Annotated in this window: 19 protein-coding genes; 10 read left to right on the forward strand and 9 right to left on the reverse strand. The window is 44.7% G+C overall.

Translation table 11 applies throughout. The annotated features are described in order from the left end of the window. Positions 1–52: 52 nt before the first annotated feature. Positions 53–394 carry a DUF952 domain-containing protein gene (locus MICAI_RS02005; RefSeq protein ID WP_008197121.1) on the reverse strand — a complete coding sequence of 114 codons (342 nt, stop codon included), beginning with the start codon at positions 392–394 and terminating at the stop codon, positions 53–55. Positions 395–629: 235 nt separating this feature from the next. Here MICAI_RS02005 and MICAI_RS02010 point away from each other — a divergent pair, with 235 nt between their 5' ends. Together MICAI_RS02010 and MICAI_RS02015 are read left to right on the forward strand one after the other, a co-directional pair. Then, complete coding sequence (locus MICAI_RS02010; protein WP_008197123.1) at positions 630–1,625, forward strand: L-lactate dehydrogenase; 996 nt, start codon at positions 630–632, stop codon at positions 1,623–1,625. A 497-nt stretch (positions 1,626–2,122) separates the two neighbouring features. Continuing rightward, positions 2,123–2,905, forward strand: coding sequence for a pentapeptide repeat-containing protein (locus tag MICAI_RS02015; RefSeq protein WP_008197125.1), 783 nt, complete (start codon positions 2,123–2,125; stop codon positions 2,903–2,905). Positions 2,906–3,118: 213 nt separating this feature from the next. Here MICAI_RS02015 and MICAI_RS02020 read toward each other — a convergent pair whose 3' ends face one another. The 7 genes from MICAI_RS02020 to MICAI_RS02045 form a co-directional block, all read right to left on the reverse strand. Continuing rightward, positions 3,119–3,250, reverse strand: a complete 132-nt coding sequence (locus MICAI_RS02020) for a type II toxin-antitoxin system YafQ family toxin (RefSeq protein ID WP_008197128.1) — start codon at positions 3,248–3,250, stop codon at positions 3,119–3,121. A gap of 83 nt (positions 3,251–3,333) precedes the next feature. Then, positions 3,334–3,510, reverse strand: a complete 177-nt coding sequence (locus MICAI_RS25615; RefSeq protein ID WP_008197130.1) for a hypothetical protein — start codon at positions 3,508–3,510, stop codon at positions 3,334–3,336. A 112-nt stretch (positions 3,511–3,622) separates the two neighbouring features. After that, entirely contained in the window at positions 3,623–4,576 is a 954-nt protein-coding gene (locus tag MICAI_RS02025) for an asparaginase (protein WP_008197132.1), read from the reverse strand. A 22-nt stretch (positions 4,577–4,598) separates the two neighbouring features. After that, positions 4,599–5,102, reverse strand: coding sequence for a CGLD27 family protein (locus MICAI_RS02030; protein ID WP_002763155.1), 504 nt, complete (start codon positions 5,100–5,102; stop codon positions 4,599–4,601). A gap of 5 nt (positions 5,103–5,107) precedes the next feature. Further along, on the reverse strand, positions 5,108–5,512 hold the full coding sequence (gene rsfS, locus MICAI_RS02035) for a ribosome silencing factor (RefSeq protein ID WP_008197135.1): 405 nt from the start codon (positions 5,510–5,512) through the stop codon (positions 5,108–5,110). Between the two features lie 55 nt (positions 5,513–5,567). Continuing rightward, complete coding sequence (gene yqeK / locus MICAI_RS02040) at positions 5,568–6,164, reverse strand: bis(5'-nucleosyl)-tetraphosphatase (symmetrical) YqeK (protein ID WP_008197136.1); 597 nt, start codon at positions 6,162–6,164, stop codon at positions 5,568–5,570. Positions 6,165–6,243: 79 nt separating this feature from the next. Continuing rightward, positions 6,244–7,812 (reverse strand): YcjF family protein, encoded by a 1,569-nt coding sequence (locus MICAI_RS02045; protein WP_008197138.1) that lies wholly within the window; start codon positions 7,810–7,812, stop codon positions 6,244–6,246. A gap of 826 nt (positions 7,813–8,638) precedes the next feature. Between MICAI_RS02045 and MICAI_RS02050 the strand changes: the two genes are divergently transcribed. After that, positions 8,639–9,499 carry a choice-of-anchor E domain-containing protein gene (locus MICAI_RS02050; protein ID WP_149989196.1) on the forward strand — a complete coding sequence of 287 codons (861 nt, stop codon included), beginning with the start codon at positions 8,639–8,641 and terminating at the stop codon, positions 9,497–9,499. A gap of 556 nt (positions 9,500–10,055) precedes the next feature. Continuing rightward, positions 10,056–10,784 carry a PEP-CTERM sorting domain-containing protein gene (locus tag MICAI_RS02055; protein ID WP_008197142.1) on the forward strand — a complete coding sequence of 243 codons (729 nt, stop codon included), beginning with the start codon at positions 10,056–10,058 and terminating at the stop codon, positions 10,782–10,784. Positions 10,785–11,088: 304 nt separating this feature from the next. Here MICAI_RS02055 and MICAI_RS02060 read toward each other — a convergent pair whose 3' ends face one another. Further along, positions 11,089–11,406 carry a DUF3067 family protein gene (locus MICAI_RS02060; RefSeq protein ID WP_002756874.1) on the reverse strand — a complete coding sequence of 106 codons (318 nt, stop codon included), beginning with the start codon at positions 11,404–11,406 and terminating at the stop codon, positions 11,089–11,091. Between the two features lie 285 nt (positions 11,407–11,691). On the opposite strand from MICAI_RS02060, the gene efp reads away from it, so the two are divergent. The 6 genes from efp (at position 11,692) to MICAI_RS02090 (ending at position 17,338) form a co-directional block, all read left to right on the forward strand. Then, entirely contained in the window at positions 11,692–12,249 is a 558-nt protein-coding gene (efp, locus tag MICAI_RS02065; protein ID WP_008197149.1) for an elongation factor P, read from the forward strand. Positions 12,250–12,415: 166 nt separating this feature from the next. Beyond that, positions 12,416–12,910, forward strand: a complete 495-nt coding sequence (gene accB / locus MICAI_RS02070; protein WP_008197151.1) for an acetyl-CoA carboxylase biotin carboxyl carrier protein — start codon at positions 12,416–12,418, stop codon at positions 12,908–12,910. Between the two features lie 5 nt (positions 12,911–12,915). Beyond that, complete coding sequence (locus MICAI_RS02075; RefSeq protein ID WP_008197152.1) at positions 12,916–13,902, forward strand: zinc-dependent alcohol dehydrogenase family protein; 987 nt, start codon at positions 12,916–12,918, stop codon at positions 13,900–13,902. A 946-nt stretch (positions 13,903–14,848) separates the two neighbouring features. After that, positions 14,849–16,750 (forward strand): glutamine--fructose-6-phosphate transaminase (isomerizing), encoded by a 1,902-nt coding sequence (gene glmS, locus MICAI_RS02080; protein WP_008197154.1) that lies wholly within the window; start codon positions 14,849–14,851, stop codon positions 16,748–16,750. Between the two features lie 55 nt (positions 16,751–16,805). Then, the gene (locus MICAI_RS02085) at positions 16,806–17,108 is read left to right on the forward strand and encodes a hypothetical protein (RefSeq protein WP_008197156.1); all 303 of its coding nucleotides are present in this window, start codon (positions 16,806–16,808) and stop codon (positions 17,106–17,108) included. After that, entirely contained in the window at positions 17,099–17,338 is a 240-nt protein-coding gene (locus MICAI_RS02090) for a DUF2283 domain-containing protein (RefSeq protein WP_002794713.1), read from the forward strand. The genes MICAI_RS02085 and MICAI_RS02090 overlap by 10 nt, the downstream gene beginning before the upstream one ends. The last annotated feature ends 455 nt before the right edge of the window (positions 17,339–17,793 follow it).

The raw sequence follows: 17,793 nt of genomic DNA on the forward strand, positions 1-17,793 counted from the left end.
GCTCATGTTACGCTACCGCTAACCCATCCTACAAATAATTGTGCATCCCTACTTAGGAATTGAGCAACTCCTGTAAGGGTTTGACAAAAACCACCGATTCTAGGTTGATAGCACCGTAAATATGGGGAAAGGTCTCTTTTTCTAGCTCTAAAGTGGCACTTTCTGGGTTAGGATGCTGGGGCTGCTCCCATTTGAATGGGGACTGCAATTGTTCGAGAGAAATGGCTAAAACCAGCAAATCTGGCTGATTTTGATAAAAAGCGGCCACAACTTTCGGAATTTGTTCTAAGGTGGAGCAATGGATAAATCCCTCATTTTTTAGGGAATACGCCCGATATTCCCCCATTTCACGAGCTATTTGCCAACCTCTTTCTGTAGTGATGTGATAGATCATCGGTTCGCCTCCTACTGTCACTTTATCCCTAATTTTAGGATATAGCCTGAAGCTGTCAGCGGCCCTCAATTCTCTTAAACTAGGGGTCAGGGAATAAAGACAAGAAATTTGTCCGACCACTGACCAGAAAAAAATGGCCGATAACGTCCTCAAAATCTCTTTATAGTCTCCTTTTACCTGATATTAACCATTTCCCTTTAAAATGGGCTTACCGAGCCAATAACTGCCAAAATCTATGCTAGATAAAATATTTACTCCCAATCCCTACGCTGAAAAACCCGCACCTCTGCGTCCTCGCAAGGGGGTGATTATCGGTGTTGGTCAGGTGGGGATGGCCTGCGCTTACTCGATGTTAATTCAAGACTGTTTTGATGAATTAATTCTGCAAGATATCGCCACGGATAAAGTCGAAGGGGAAGTGATGGATTTAAGGCACGGAATGCCTTTTATTGAACCCACAGACTTGAAAATGGGAACCGTGGCCGATGTGGGACAAAATGCCGATGTGGTGATTATTACTGCCGGGGCTGCCCAAAAAGAGGGAGAAACCAGATTACATCTCCTTGAACGAAATGTGGCGATTTTTCGCCGTATTCTTGCGGATGTGGCTGTTTACTGCCCCAGTGCTTTGATTTTGGTGGTGAGTAATCCCGTCGATATCATGACCTATGTTACCCTTAAAATCACCCATTTTCCGCCTTCTAGGGTGATTGGTTCGGGTACGGTGCTAGATTCTGCCCGTTTACGCTCTCTTTTATCCACCCAACTCCATGTAGATGCGCGTAACGTCCACGCTTATATTATCGGTGAACACGGGGATAGTGAGCTTGCTGTCTGGAGTTCGGCTAATATCGGAGGAGCAAGGTTACTCGAAGGAGATTGGCAGGATTTAAGCGCAGCCGACCAAGAAAGCTTAACAGAAATTTTTCTTCAGGTTAAAAACGCCGCCTATGAAATTATCAAACGCAAGGGTTATACTAGCTATGCGATCGGTTTAGCTACCACGGATATCGTTAAAGCAATTTTACGTTCCCAAGAAAGAATTCTCACTATTAGCACTCTCCTCGATGGTCAATACGGTCTCAAAGATGTGTGTTTAAGTATTCCCTCGGTGGTTAACGAGAAAGGAGTGATAAAAACTCTGAATCTTGCTCTTAGTCCCAGAGAAACGGAACAGTTACATAATTCGGCCAAAATTATGCGCGATTTAATCGATCAACTCAAAATTTAACTTAGGGTTGGCTGAATAAATCTAAAAACATTGTTGGCTAAGATTTTTAGATTTTTTTGCCCTGAAAAAGTGCCAGACATAAGAGCGATTGGGGGCAAAATTTTGGCACTTTTTCCCCGAAAATTAGGTAATTGTGGGGTGGACTGAAGCAAGTAGTGCTAGACTTCCCGAAAAGTCTATTTTATTGCAGCTTGTTGTTAGGAATCTACTTAAAAGAGGTTGTTTAATCTGGCTAATACGCTTTTGGTTATGATACGCGGAAAAGTTCGCTGCGATGGTGCTAAAATGGGGTGATATGCTGAAAGTTTCCAATTATCTTTACTCTCAGGAGTGTTATGGAGAAAGTTTTTGTATAATCGATATTTGGCCTGCTCACCCTTTGGTGATGCCAGTTCAGTCCACTTCTGAATAGGTATTGGAATTGATTTGAATTAACTTTTGTAGCAGTCGAGGTTCTAAGCTTTCATGGGGCAATCTTCAAGCAATCGGGAGTTTTGATGGCTAAAGCGCAAATGATTGATCATCTTAAGAAGACGTGTCAGAAGACCTTGAAGCTGTTAGAACAGTTAGGACCAATATCAAATCTAGCTGTTTTAATTGCCGCTATTACTTATCTCACTTACGGGGAGCAAAAACAGCGTAACTCCGACGTTACTCAAGCGTGGACAGTTATTACTGCCGCTTACGAGCAAAAAGGTAGCGGAGGACGAATTCAAGCCCTTGAGTTATTAAATGCCTCTCCAGGCATTCCAGGACGGCACAGATTCCCTTGGTTCTGGTTGACATGGAACCCGGAGAGTTTACAAGGCTTAGAAGCTCCGAACGCTTTTTTGCAAAATATTCAATTGCCTAATGCAGATCTCTGGCAAGCAAATCTCAAAAATGCCAACTTACGAGGGGCAAATCTTCAAAACTCTAGTTTGGAGGGAGCGAATCTTCAAAAATCTATCCTAGCAGCAGCGCATCTTCAAGGTTCTAGGTTACGTATTGCTAATCTTGCAGGAGCTGATTTGTTTAGAGCAAACTTGAGAGGTGCAAACTTGAGGGGAGCAAACCTCCATAGTGCTGGCTTGGTTGAAGCCAATCTTCAATCTTCTGACTTAGCCGGAGCAAAACTTCAAATGGCAACACTATACAGAGCTAATCTGCAAGATGCGAAATACACTGATGCAAGCACTTCACCCAAGTTGTGTGAAAGCTTATCCTTGAGTTACCCTTGCTCCACTGGTTTTCCAGAAGGATTTAATCCTGAATCAAGAGGTATGGTTAAAATAAATTGAATTGCGATCGCCGCCCTGGTAGTTAATGAAATCTAACACACCTCTTTTTTCTCTAGTCAAACTATTTTTGACTAATCTCGAATGCTAAGTCTTATCTGTAAAAACAAACATCAAAGGCAAGAAAGAAGTTCATCTGTCCTAACGTTTGCAGAAAAGGGTTTTGACCTGTTAAAAGCCTTATTTTAAAAGGGTTTTAACATTATTCAGCAAACCCTATTTAGGTTCTAGTTCTTGCTTTTCAAGTAATTTATCAATGACATTTTTCAGTTTGGTCATATCTTTTTCCCGTTTTTGCAGTCGTTTAATATCTTTCTTAAAGCGATTTTCAAAAATGGTTAATAACATTAAATTCTTAGCTGCTGATATAGTTCAACTTGATCCTTGCAAACAGTTAAGTTTTTTTGTTATTCAATATTCTGAATAGCTTGTTAAGTTTTTTGGTTAAAATCACTTATGGTATAAGTCCCTTCTGCAATTCGTCGTTCTTTTTCCGCTTCTTCTAAAAATTCAGCTAGGTGTTTTTTTAGATAGGTTGCTAGGCTATCTTGTTGTTCTTCAGAAAGCAGTGCAATTTGCTCGAAAGTTTCTTGAATTAATTTAGTCATAGGTATTGTACTCCGAAGTTCAGTTTTTGAGGAAAAAAATTAAGATATAAATACTGCCCTAACACACCAAAAAGAAAAGTTTTTGATGTGTTACCCTTGGTCAACCCACTATTTATAACAAAGCCATTTCTCCCACCACTTCCAAGCGGGTATAACTGCCGATTTTAAGGAATTTTTCCGAGAGAGATTCGGCCACATTGGGAGTAATCCAGCCTAACTGTTTGAGAATTTGCAAAGCGGCGGCATATTTAGCCCGTTTGGAACCATCTAAAGCTTTTATTGCTAATCCTAAACCTTCACCGACGCGCCCGATACATTGAATCCCTTCGGCCCCGGCTTTACTGACGATTTCCCCTTGGCTAACCTGCATTAATTCCGTATCAAAAGCCCCTTCTCCTGCTACCATGCGGGGATGATAGGTCATCGCCCGGACGATTCTTTCTAAGTCTAAACGGTTGCCAGAGGCTAACTGGGCGTAGAGATGGGCCATTTGCCCCAACTGCATTGAATAGGTGGGCGCACCGCAGTCATCGTGGGCGCTGATTAATTCATCCCCCGGCATTCCCAATAATTCGGCAATTTTGCTTAAAATTAGCTTTTGTATCTGACTAGAACGCCGCAGATAGGTATTTAACGGCCAGCCACGCTGTTGACACACTGCTAACATCCCGGCGTGTTTGCCAGAACAATTGTACTGCAAGCGACTGGGTTTGCCTTCGGGGAGGGGACATTGCAGGGCATTGGGATCGATATCGGCGCGCCAGAGAATATTAAAGACTTGACGGGCGTGTTCCACCGTGCCTTGGTGAGAACTACAGATAATGGCTAGATCCTTATCGTTGAGATCGTAGCGTTCGAGGGTGCCGGTACTGATGACAGCCAGTGCTTGAAAAGGTTTCAGGGCCGAACGAATAAAGGCGCTAGTTTCGGCGCTGCCGGCGGTGGATAATACCCGGCCGCGGTCATCGCAAATAGCGGCCTCGACATGATGAACCGATTCAATAATACCTTCCCGGAGGAGATGAATTTCTAATCGGTGGGTTGGTGAACGTTTTACCCTATTCATTCAGATTGGTGATTGGTTGCGGTTAGTGAGTGAAAAATAGCCAGAAAAGACCACTGATAGCGACAATTGCCCCTAAAATCAGGGCGGTTTTTTGTAAACGCTGGAGAATGGGCTGGATTTGATAGGAGACGATTAAACGATCGCGGGTTAAAATGGCGGCGGTTTTTGTCCAGATTTGGCCATCGTACCAGCCCGACTCTTCATAAAATACTTTCTCCGATTGCAAGCGATCATAGACGTAGATCCAGCCTAAATACAAGCGCAATAACACCAATCCTACCAAAATTGTCGAGCCAAAAATCCCCGCGCAGAAGAAGAGAAAAGGGGCCTTTTTGAGGGGAAAACTAGCGGCGGCAATCGGTCCGACAATTAACCATGTCCACAACCATAACCAGACAATTTTTTTTGTATAAGAGGCTACATCTAGCGTCGCCCAACGGAAAAACCAAGATTCTTTTAATTGTTCGTACTCGTTAACCGGTTGCTGTTCTTCCGGGACGGGACAGAAATCAAGGGAGGATTTCATGGATTCTACTCCTCTAAATGGTCGCTAGGTAGAGGAATCCGTTGAGCATGACCCCAAAATGCTTCTAAATTATAAAATTCTCGCTCTTTTGGTAAAAAGATATGGACAATGATAGCGCCATAATCCATCAGGATCCAGCTACCTTCGCTTTTTCCTTCCACTTGTCGGGGGGATTGTTGCCATTCTAGTTCCATAGCAGCTTCGATCGCATCCTCGATCGCTCGCACTTGGGTGGTAGAATAGCCGGTAATAATCAGAAAATAATCGGTTAAATAACAGATATCGGCGACTTTCAGGATGGCGATGTCCCCTGCTTTCTTGTCCTCGGCAGCGGTAACAATTGTCTCTAGAAAATTTTCGGTCTTGAGATTTTCGGCGATGGGGGTAATAATTCCAGTGGGATTGGTCATTCAGGTTGTGGTTATCCTTTGGCTGAGGTGGTTGTAAGCGAGTCTTGAGATTATGTTAATCAATGGTTTTAGTTTCTGTTGGTTGTTCTTTAACAATTTGTAACGCCCAGTTGCGCGTTAGCACGGTGCGGGGATGAATGGGACAATGGCTACTTAAAAGATATTTTAGGGAATAATCGCAGGTTTGTTGAACGCTTTTATGGAGATTTTGATAGCTGAGTTGTCGTAGGGCGTTTAATTCGGGTGTATCGCCGCGATTGGGTTCCAAGGCATCGGCAATAAAGACTATACAGCTAAGATCGCTCATATTGGGTTTACCGAGGGTATGATTGCGAATTGCTTCGAGAATTTCCTCGTCGGTAACGTTAAATTCTTTTTTGGCGACAATTGCGCTCACGTCGGCGTGGAGTAAGTGGGGATGGGATGCACAGATATTATCCACGTCTATTCCCGCCGATTCCGCCATTTTTAGCAGTTTTTTGGGCTTGAAAAATTTAGCCAGATCGTGCATTAACCCGGCTTGCCCTGCTTGGACGGTATCGAGATCGTGATGACGAGCTAAATCAATACACATGGTCTCCACACCGAGAATATGGCGCAGACGGTGTTCGTTGACGTTTTCTTTTAACCAGTCGATAACTTGCTGTCGCATCTTTTTTTGCCCTTGTGGAACCCCAAAACGATTGTAACAATTACTATACAATTTTGCCTATCGCTTCAAGGTTCGATCTTTACCAATCATCCTCGCGAGTAGCTTCTAAAACTTCTTCTTGCTGCCAATCATCCTGAAAAGGTTGTACCACTTTACCGATCGCATCGGCCACAAAAGACTTAATAAATTCTTCCTTGCGACTGAGTTGAAATTGTCTTTGTACCACTTCCGTCATACCACCGTCACCCCAGTCTTGATCCTGACGGAAATATTCAATAAAACTTTTGCCAGCAATGCGGGTTAAATAGGCGGCACTGACCCCTTGAATTGCCTTACCGACTATATAGGTAGTAAAATTTAATTGTAGGATTCTGGCTAATAATTCTACTGCTCCTTTCACTACTCCCAAACTAACTAGAGTTTTGCCTAAAGATAGAGCCAATTCCTTGCCTCGATCGCTGTTAATTTCACAGCCATAAACTTGACCAATTTCTCTGACCATTTGAGCATTAACCGCCGCCGTTGCTAACAGATCGAACACTGGTAAGGGAGTCACCGCAATCACTCCCGCACCGATCCACTGATAGCGATCGATAATTTTATCAGCTTGGCGACGACGTTGGCGATCAATAATTTTCCTAGCTTCTTCCCCCAATCTTTGGGATTGTAAGAGGATATTATCCGCCACTAAATCCTCCCCTTCGGCCCGTAAAACTGAAGCTAAACGTTTAATTAAAGCTAAAATATCCGGTTCTGGTGTGATGATTTGTCCACCGGTTAACTGTACTGGTTGGGGATTAGCGGTAACGGCAATAATATCGGCGGAAAGGATCACTCCTTTTAGCCGTTCTCGTAATTGTTTTAAAATCATTTCTCGATCTTCGTCGCTATAGAGATCGATTTTATTAAAGACTAAGAGAGAACGTTTACCAATATCAATTAAACGCAATAAAGGGCCGTATTCCGATTGTCGAATATCGTTATCGATGACAAATAAAAGTAAATCTGCTTCCGTGGCTAATTGTCGCGCTAACTGTTCCCTTTGACCTCCGGCCGCACCAATTTCGAGAATGCCGGGGGTATCGGTAATTTGAATTTCCCGATTCACACCTTTCATTTTTAAACTATAGGTTTCCCCTTTTTCCGTGGTTCCCATGGTTGCCTCCACATTGCCCACCATTTGACCGATGAGGGCGTTAATTAGGGAGGTTTTTCCCGCCGATCCCGTGCCGAAAACAATGATTTTAACTTCTTTTCTGACTAAACTTCGCTCAATTTCTTGGGAACGCTTAATAAAAACCTGTTGGGTTACTTTATCTTGAATTTGCTCCACTTGTTGCCGGATAGCTTTTAAGGTTTCCCCGGCGGCCTCGGTTTTTTCTACTGGTAATTTTAGGGGTGGACGGGAGGAAGAACGCAATCCGCGGCGACTTTTTTGCTGCTGGGGCAGCAGATAAAAGTAGTACAAAAGAACGTATATTAGCAAGCCCAGCAGTCCGATAATGAGTAAAAGCAGAATATTGGCTAAGATAGGAGCGGTAAAGGCGATCTGGATGTAAAGACGATAGATAGAGTTGACTAACCACAACATTAATCCGAAAATAAAGCTCAGACCAATGATTAAAGTGGCAAGACGGGGTAATTTCATCAGCTTTAACGGTAGGGGGTTCCTTAATCTTGATCTTAGTTCTTTGCCGGCCGATTGTCGGGAACTAGAATAGACTATTATCTATAGTCATAATTGTTTTTATTTACCTCGTTGCAAGGGTCTCCCTTGCAACGCATTTCCAGAGGATTAGGGGTCGAAGAAGGTCGTCACCGACCTCCCCTCCCATTCAGAGTTGCCTTTTGCAAGAGCGCCTCTTGCCTCGTCTCAACAAGCAATTTGAATTAGGAACAGCTTATCTAGGACTGACTGAATAAATCTAAAAACCTTGTTGGATCAGACTTTTAGGCTTTTTCCCCTCCTGAAAATGGCTAAAACCCGACGGCCGAGGCCTGCCCCCAGGAAAAACTTTTTGCCGCAAACCCCGATAGGCATCTGCAAAAATTGTCACCCAATCACAGCTTCCTTTTCGGCTGTGTACTAACAAAATAGTTCTATAACTGAAATGTCTATCTAAGTAGGTAGGCACAATTATTTGTAGGATGGGTTAGCGGTAGCGTAACCCATGCGGGCGTTGGGTTTCATGCTTCAACCCAACCTACGTTCATTTTATATTTAATTCCACCCACCTACTTATCGTTGCTAATTCAATTTCACAGAAAAAATATCAGGCAATTAAAATCATTTTTATTTGGGTAGATTTCTTAACTAGAAAAACGTTTAGTCTTGACATAATATCATGTCGAGGTTCAATGATGATCTGCGTTGCAGCTTACCTGTGACCATAAACACTTCCTTGACTAAATGAAATCACACAAGTCTTTAGATACGGGCTGTATGATAGTCGCAGTAGATAACATTATTGCGATTGCTTTCTGCTTCTAATCTATACCGTATTACTATTTGTCAAAGTGCAATAGTGATATTTTACAGCCCATCTTTTGCAAGTTTGTTATTGAACGATATCCGTTTTTTGCCCTATTACCAACTACAAATCAAAATGATCACAAACATCTCTAGACAACTAACCACTGGCGCTCTTGCTATCGCTGGCACCGTTGCCGCTCTCGGATTAGGACTTGTCGGCTCTGGTGCAGCCAACGCTGCCACTCTAACTTATAGCTTTACCAACGCCGAGCAAAGTACCGAAATCAATCAAACGAATACTTTGAGCAAATTTGATAGTAGCTTGGGGACTTTGACAGGAGTTGCATTAACACTGTCTGGTAGAGCTACGCAGAATTTCTCTGGTGTTAACACCGTTAACACTACCCAAACTGCCAGCATTACTAGTATGGCATACCTTTCTTTTACATTTAGCGATGGCATTACCATAACCAACCCCGACAATGGAGATCCCGCCTTTACTTTTTCCAGTTCTAGTGGTAGCCAAACATACTCAGCAAATCAGACGCGAAACTTCGGGCCTTACACCCCAAGTTCCTCAAAAGTGTACAATTTCCCAGCTACTGGGAATAGTGCGTTGTCTAATTTCCTCGGTGCGGCAGGAAGTACATTTAGTGTCACCTGCACCAGCATGAGTGGTCTGACGGTTATGGGTGGCGGCGGAAATATAACTGCCAGCCAAAGCACGACGGCTGGTTGCGGTGCTTCGGTTCAGTACACTTATACACCTGCATCACCTCCCCTAACCATCCCCGAACCCTCTGGTGTCCTGGGTATCTTCGCTGTTGCTGGTGTTGGCTTTTTCCTTCGTCGCAAGAGCTAGTCACTGCCATTAGAGCAAAGACAAGCGTTAAGGTTAAGCTTAACGCATTTTTTTGTGTCTAGAGAAGGGGATGGGGAAGTGGGGGAGTGGCGAGTTCGAGCATTTGTATTAAAATATCCAATACGCAATTTAAATGCAGTATACTGTTCACTTAACAATCCCACTGGTCACTGATAAGCTAAGACGCATTTAAAGTTGGGTAGGGTGCGTTAGGCAATCCCTTGTTTTTAGGGCAAAAATCAAGCTCTGAATATTGCCGTAACGCACCACAAAGAAAGGTTTTTGGTGAGTTACGCTAACGCACCCTACTGGGGAGCATCTCACTTTCTTTTCATTTCATTAACTTGACTGGTGCAAGTTGGGAATCTGGTAATGTACCGCAAGTCCTTCGTCATCGCTGTGCTTATCTAAATGGTTGCCTTTTTTAACTTTTTTATTGATCTCATTAAGCATTTCTACTTATGCCAAGGGGCAGATGCTCCCAGGTCATAACTATTCTAGACTACGGAGGTATCCGCATTACTGCCCTAATTAATAAATTGACAAACAACTTAAAATGATCACCAACATATCTAGACAACTAACCACTGGCGCTCTTGCTATCGCTGGCAGCGTTGCCGCTTTCGGCTTTGCTGGTGCTGCCCCCGTGCAGGCGCAGGCGGTGTGTTTACCACAAAGTTTCAACAATTTCAAGACCAATCCTTGCCGAAAAGGGGACAAGTTGTTTACACACATCTCCTCAACTGGCATTGGTATAAATGACCCGGCCAATTTTCTGACCATTACGGAAACCGTGCTGCCCTTGGGCGATTTGCACACCGTGACCTTCACCCCAGCTACCCCTCTGACCAGTCTAGCTGGCCCTTATGTCATAGATTACACGATCGAGATCGTTGATAACCCCAACACTCCCGACAACGAACTTTTGACGAAGATGTTCGAAGCATTCAGCGCTGGCTATACCACAACTGGCCAGACTGATTCCGGTGTCTCTCTGAACAAGACGGTTTGGTCAGATGCTTTCGGCGGGACGAGTTTGGTCGGAACCTCGGAGGCTAAAAGCCTTGATATTGGTGGCATTGGCTCTCCTGGCCTAACGGTTCCAGTTGATCCGAATATCCTGAAACTTTACGTCAGAGACACTTTCTTTGTCTCTAGTGTTAACGGATCACTTAACAGTATCACCAACGATTTCAGACAAACTACTTACATCCCCGAACCCTCTGCTATCCTCGGTGTCTTAGCCGTTGCCGGTGCTGGTGCTTTCGTTCGTCGCAAGAGCTAGTCACTGTCATTAGATTAAAGGCAAGCGTTGAGGTTAAGCTTAACGCCTTTTTTGTGTCTAGAGAAGGGGATGGGGGAGTGGGAAGTGGGGGAGTGGGGAGAAACAGTACATAACAGGGTTTTTCAGGTTGGATTGGCAGTTAATCGGTACCCTTAGAAAGGGATTTGGTGAGCTAAGACCCATTGTAGCCGCCTCTCCTTAGATTAGCTGAATCTCCCCCGCCCCCCCAACCCCCCCGACATCGGGGGGGGCCAGGAGGGGTGTTGCCTCTTGCAAGAGTGCCTCTTGCCTGATCTCAAATTGATCACTGATCACTGATCAGCCATTCCGAGGCCCTTTCACCTAAATCTAAGGCCAGACTAACCGCTTTACCGAGACGGGGACGCTCGCGAGTTTCGCGGATAAAAGCTTGGAATTGACTAAAACCCCCCCATTCGTGGAGATAATTAGCGATCGCATTGAGATGTTCCAGATATTCAGACTCGGAGAGGGGAAAAGAAGCTTGTTCGAGATATTTCCACATTACCTGGACATGAACCTTATCTTTGATGCGTCGCAGCTGGATATCGTAGGAACGACCCCATTTTTCTAGTAATAATTGCTGTAAGTCCACACCCGTCATGGTTGCTATCGCTTCTCAGATGTCAGTCAGTCAATTAATTCTAACTTACTTTTAGCTGCTGCCCCTAGGCTATCCTAAATCCGGTTATTAAAACCGGATTATCTATTGCCCCTATTGCCTATTGCAAGAGTGCCTATTGCCTGTCCTGATATATAGCCTACACTCAACGGATTTAGTATTAGTCCACCTCGCTTCGATGGGGACAAATTCCCGCAAAAAAGTTTTTTTCGGTACGGCGAGTATGTAAAATGGAATGTTGATCTTTCTTGGCCTAAACAGCATTTCATGATTTCGAGTAACGACTTTCGGAGTGGCACGACCATTGAGATAGATGGCTCTGTCTGGCGGGTGGTGGAATTCCTGCACGTCAAACCGGGTAAGGGATCGGCCTTCGTGCGAACCAAGTTAAAAAATGTTCAGACCGGCAACGTGGTAGAACGGACGTTCCGGGCGGGGGAAACCTTACCCTCAGCCACGATCGAAAAGCGGACCATGCAGCACACCTACAAAGAAGGCGATCAGTTTGTCTTCATGGACATGGAGACTTTTGAGGAAGCAACTCTCACCCCGGCACAGATGGGCGATCGAGCCAAGTATCTGAAAGAAGGAATGGAAGTCAATATTCTCTTTTGGAATGAGCAAGTGTTAGATGTGGAATTGCCCACCTCGGTAATCTTGGAAATCACCGATACGGACCCAGGAGTCAAGGGAGATACGGCCACTGGTGGCACCAAACCGGCGATCGTAGAAACGGGAGCGCAGGTGATGGTTCCCCTGTTTATTTCCATCGGTGAAAGGATTAAAGTGGACACCAGGGATGGTTCCTATCTGGGACGAGAATAATTGTGATCAGAAGCCCAGAAATGGGGCATTAGGGACGGGTTTAGGACTAAAGCCAGTGTTTCTGAGCCTGTTTCCCAAAACTTAGCCGCTAGATGGGAAAAATCGACGGTTTAGTGGGTGTGAATTTGGATTTGTTGCTTTTTATTTGCGGGGGGATTTCAGAGCGGTGACTATTGATTACAACGAAATTCGAGAACTGATCAAAACACTGGCAGCAACGGATATCAGTGAATTTAGCCTGAAAAGTACGGATTTAGAGCTAAATATCCGTAAAGGAACCGTTAATGCTGCCCTTAGTCCTCTCCCCGCTCCCTTGCCGGTGGTGACGGCCCCAGTCGCCCCTCCAGTGGTGGCCGCCAGTCCTACCCCGGCCCCAGAAACCCCCACTGCCGAACCCGTGGCCGCCGCTATTGATAAAAAATGGTTGGCGATTACCTCTCCCATGGTTGGCACTTTTTATCGCGCTCCCGCTCCCGATGAACCGTCCTTCGTGGAAAAAAACGATCGAGTTCGGGTGGGGCAAACGGTCTGTATCATCGAAGCGATGAAGTTGATGAACGAAATCGAAGCGGAAGTGGCCGGGCAAATCGTCGAAATCGCCGTCGCTAACGGTGAACCGGTAGAATTTGGCCAGACGTTAATGTGGGTTAATCCCGAATAGATAGAATGAAAGCTATCCTCATGACTGCCGTGGATGTGCTGCAGCTTCAGCAAGTCGCCACCCCGAAAATTAGTCAACCGCATCAGGTTTTAGTGGCATTAAAAGCGGCTGGTGTCAACCCTATTGATACAAAAATTCGTAAACGCGGCACTTTTTACCCCGAGCAAATGCCAGCCATTTTGGGCTGTGATGGGGCGGGAATTGTCGAGGCCGTTGGGGCGGCGGTGCAGGATTTTCGCCCCGGGGATGAAGTGTACTTTTGTAGCGGCGGACTGGGCAGGGCCGGCACGGGAAATTATGCTGAATATGCCCTAATCGAGGCGGATTATCTAGCCCACAAGCCGAAATCTCTTTCTTTTGCCGAGGCGGCCGCTGTACCTTTGGTTTTAATCACCGCTTGGGAGGCACTCTATGATCGCGCCCGTCTCCAGTCGGGACAAAGCGTCCTTATCCATGGCGGGGCCGGGGGTGTTGGTCATGTCGCGATTCAATTGGCGAAATTGAAGGGGGCTAAAGTTTATACGACGGTGGGAAATAGCGATAAAGAGCGTTTAGTGCGGCAATTAGGGGCAGATTACCCGATTTTATACAAACAAACCGATTTTGTCGCGGCGATACTTCAAGAAACCGCAGGGAAAGGGGTAGATATCGCTTTTGATACGGTGGGAGGGGAAACTTTTGGGCAAACCTGCCGAGCGGTGCGAGTGTACGGCGATCTGGTGACGATTTTGGAACCTACGGGCAGCTGGAAAGAAGCCCGCGATCGCAATTTGCGGATTAGTTTAGAATTAATGTTAACCCCGGCTTTGATGGGACTGCCAGAAGCGCAAAAATATCACACAGAAATTCTCAGACAAGGGGCGCGTTTAATTGACGAGAAAAAGTTAACTATTCATCTCTCCCAAACCTTCCCTTTAGCGGCAGCTATCAGCGCCCATCAATTGCTAGAAACTGGTTCGGTGACGGGGAAAATCTCCCTAATTATCGACTAGAAATCTGCCGGTCACTATTTTCTCTCATAAGCTCGGAGCTGCCTTTTTACTGAAAAAGCTCCCCACACCCTACACCCCACACCCCACACCCCACTTCCCCACACCCCACTTCCCCACTTCCCCACACCCCACACCCCTAGGGCTGTTTCATTCTCCGAATCTAATTCTTTTTTTTGCTACCTTTAATCGCTTATGAGGCAAGCAAAGCACGGCGTTTTTAAAAATTTTCAGATATATATTTCCGAGAAATCGACTAAAAACGTTGCCAGATAAGGATTTGAGAGAATGAAACGACCCTAGGGGTCGGGGGGCAAGGGGGTCAGATTCAGCTAATCTCAGGATAGACGGTTAAAATGCGTCTTAGCTTAGGCCCGCAAAAATTAAAACTTTTCTGGACTCATCCCAGCAGATTCGGTGACTGAATTACCTTTGATAAGTTTTTTATATCAAACAAGCTTTAATAATTGAGAATATTTAAATTTACATTTCGCAATATTTATGATTTTTTCAGAATTTATTGAGAATACTTCTCATTTGTTTACGAGGTTGCAATACTTCCAGCGATTATGGTATAATTTCGCAGTATGAAATGATGGGTCTTTTTGTGCTTTTTAGGCTTTTTAGCTGTCTGTTGATCCTAAAAACCCTTGCTAAATCTACACGGGTCTATTCAGCAACAGCAATAACTGGGGATTATACAGCCTTTTTTAAGCCAACCCGTTGATCAATTAATTGTGTAGTTTTGTTGCAAAGGGAAAGTTTTTTTGACAAAAAGAACAGAATATGCTGCTGGGTGATCTATATTGCTTTTATTTATTCTCCCCACACCCCACTCTCCTATAGGGGAAACTTTACCCTTACCCCTGCGTCTTTAGGCTCTAAGCAAACAAGCGCCACGCTTGCGATAGAATAGATCGGACTTAGCCTAAATGGGGTGAGCGAAAGAATGTGCGGAATTGTTGGCTATATCGGAACCCAAACAGCGATCGATATTCTCCTAGCTGGTTTGGAACGTTTGGAATATCGGGGTTATGATTCGGCAGGGATTGCCACAATTCTCGAAGGTGAATTACATCGAGTCCGCGCCCAGGGAAAACTCTACAATCTGCGGGAAAAATTAGAACAGGAAGTTAATCCCTCCCAAATTGGCATCGGTCACACCCGTTGGGCAACCCACGGCAAACCCGTAGAAAGTAATGCCCATCCCCACACCGATAATAATCAACGGGTGGCAGTGGTACAGAATGGCATTGTCGAAAATTTTCAGGCATTAAGAACAGAATTAAAGGAAAAAGGCTGTATATTTGACTCGGAAACCGACACAGAAGTTATTCCCCATCTAATCGCCAGTTATCTACCCAAACCTACCGATGAAGAAGACTTGGGGGTGAGTCCTTTCCTCAAGGCAGTTTTAAGGGCAATTCAACGTTTAGAGGGAGCCTTTGCCCTAGGGGTGATTAGTCCCGATTATCCCGATGAATTGATTGTCGTGCGGCAACACGCCCCTTTAATCATCGGTTTCGGTCAAGGGGAGTTTTTCTGTGCCTCCGATGTCAGTGCTTTAGTTCCCCATACCCGGGCGGTGCTGTCCTTGGATAATGGCGAAATCGCTCGGTTAACACCCTTGGGAGTAGAAATTTATAATTTTGAGGGGAAAAGAGTCCGTAAAAACCCCAGAGTTCTCGATTGGAGTCCGACCACCGTAGAAAAACAGGGTTATCGTCACTTCATGCTCAAGGAAATCTACGAGCAACCGGGAGTGGTGCGCGACTGTTTAGGGACCTATCTGCATCCCCATTGGAATGCACAAAATGGGGATAATGTCAACCCGATAAATCTTAATTTTTCTGAGGAAATTTACGAAAATTTAGAACATATTCAGATTTTAGCCTGTGGAACCAGTTGGCACGCCAGTTTAGTCGGGAAATACTTGATTGAGCAGTTGGCAGGTATTCCCACAAGGGTACAGTACGCCTCGGAATTTCGCTATGCCCCCACCCCCCTGATGCCCAATACTTTAACCATCGGGGTGACACAATCTGGGGAAACAGCCGACACTTTAGCGGCGTTGGAAACAGAAAAACAGCGTCGTTTAGGGTTAGGAAAAAAATATCAGGCCCGGATTATCGGGATTACTAATCGCCCCGAAAGTACCCTAGCACAAATGGTCGATCAGATTATTAATACCCAAGCGGGGATCGAAATCGGGGTGGCGGCAACTAAGAGTTTTACCGCCCAGTTATTGGGTTTTTATCTCTTAGCTTTGGATTTGTCCTATCGTCGTCAAACTCTGTCTTTAGAGAGAATCGAGCAAATTATTAATGAAATGCGATCGCTGCCAAGATCGATCGAAACTGTCTTAGAAAAACAGGAAAAAGCGATCGAAGAATTAGCCCATGAATTTAATGACACCCAGGACTTTATTTTCCTGGGACGGGGGATTAATTTCCCCATTGCCTTGGAAGGGGCCTTAAAACTCAAAGAAATCAGTTATATTCATGCGGAAGGCTATCCCGCTGGAGAAATGAAACACGGACCGATTGCGCTTTTAGATGCAAAAGTTCCCGTAGTGGCGATTGCGATGCCGGGGATAGTTTATGATAAGGTTCTCTCCAATGCACAGGAAGCAAAAGCCAGGGATGCGCGGTTATTGGGAGTAGTTGCCGACAGCGATACGGAAGCACCGAAAGTCTTTAATGATTTGTTGTATGTGCCGGAAGTTGAGGAATTATTATCGCCAATTTTAACAGTAATTCCCCTACAATTGCTCTCCTATCATATCGCGGCCCGTCGTGGTTTAGACGTGGATCAGCCGCGCAATTTAGCCAAAAGTGTCACGGTGGAATAGGGTTCATCGGGTTAAAAGTGTGGTTTAAAGGTCTATTAGCACTGAATCGGAACCTATGAATCTTCATGCAACTTCTCAGAATGGGGTTTTAATTCGTCTGACAGAGGAGAGATGGAAACACATTATCAGTGGACATAGTGAATTAGTATCGTATCAAGCGGAGATATTGGAAACCATCCGCTATCCTGAGAAAATCCTAGTAGGAAACCAGCAGGAATTGTTGGCAGTTAAACAAATAGTTTCTGGAAAATATCTAATCGTTGTTTATCGAGAATTATTAGATGGGGGATTTATTATTACTGCTTATTTAACCCGTCGTCTTCGTGAATTAACCAAGAGGAAACAAATATGGCCATAACTAGCATTAATATTCAATCCTATCTTAACTTCGCCAAGATGATTCACGCTCTGCCTCAGCAAGATTTTTGGACAGCTTATGATGCAAAAGCAGATGTTTTGTATATTAATTTTCATCAACCATCTTTACCGGCGGATGATAGCGAGTTAACAGATAATGATGTGATTATTCGTTATCAAGGGGATAAAATCATTGGTTTAAGTATTCTCAATGTTAGTAAAATCCAATGATGCTATAAGTAGGGTTTGCGGCAAAAAGTTTTTCGTGGGGACAGGGTGTGGGGTGTAGGGTTTTACTGGTTTTGAGGTGGCCAATTACCGAATTTTCAGGGAAAAAGTGCCTAAATTTTCCCCCCGATCACTCCCAGACCCGGAACTTTTTGATTTCAAAAAAGCCTAAAGATATTATCCAACAAGGTTTTTAGATTTATTCAGCAAACCCTATATAGGAGCGATCAATCTTTGTGTCCTTTGTGTCTTTGTGGTTCGTTCCACCCCCTAGCCAGTTTTAAGTAGGTAGGTGTTAAAAGTTGTCAGACCCCCTCAGTATTTTCAAGATGTGCGCGAAGAAGCGCGTCAGGAAGGTCGTCAGGAAGGCAGACTAAACAAAGCACTAGAGGCGGTCCCCCGTTTGTTGGCATTAGGGTTAAGTGTTGAGCAAGTCGCATCCGCCTTAGAGTTAGAAG

It is taken from the genome of Microcystis sp. T1-4 (assembly GCF_000297435.1).
GTDB lineage: Bacteria > Cyanobacteriota > Cyanobacteriia > Cyanobacteriales > Microcystaceae > Microcystis.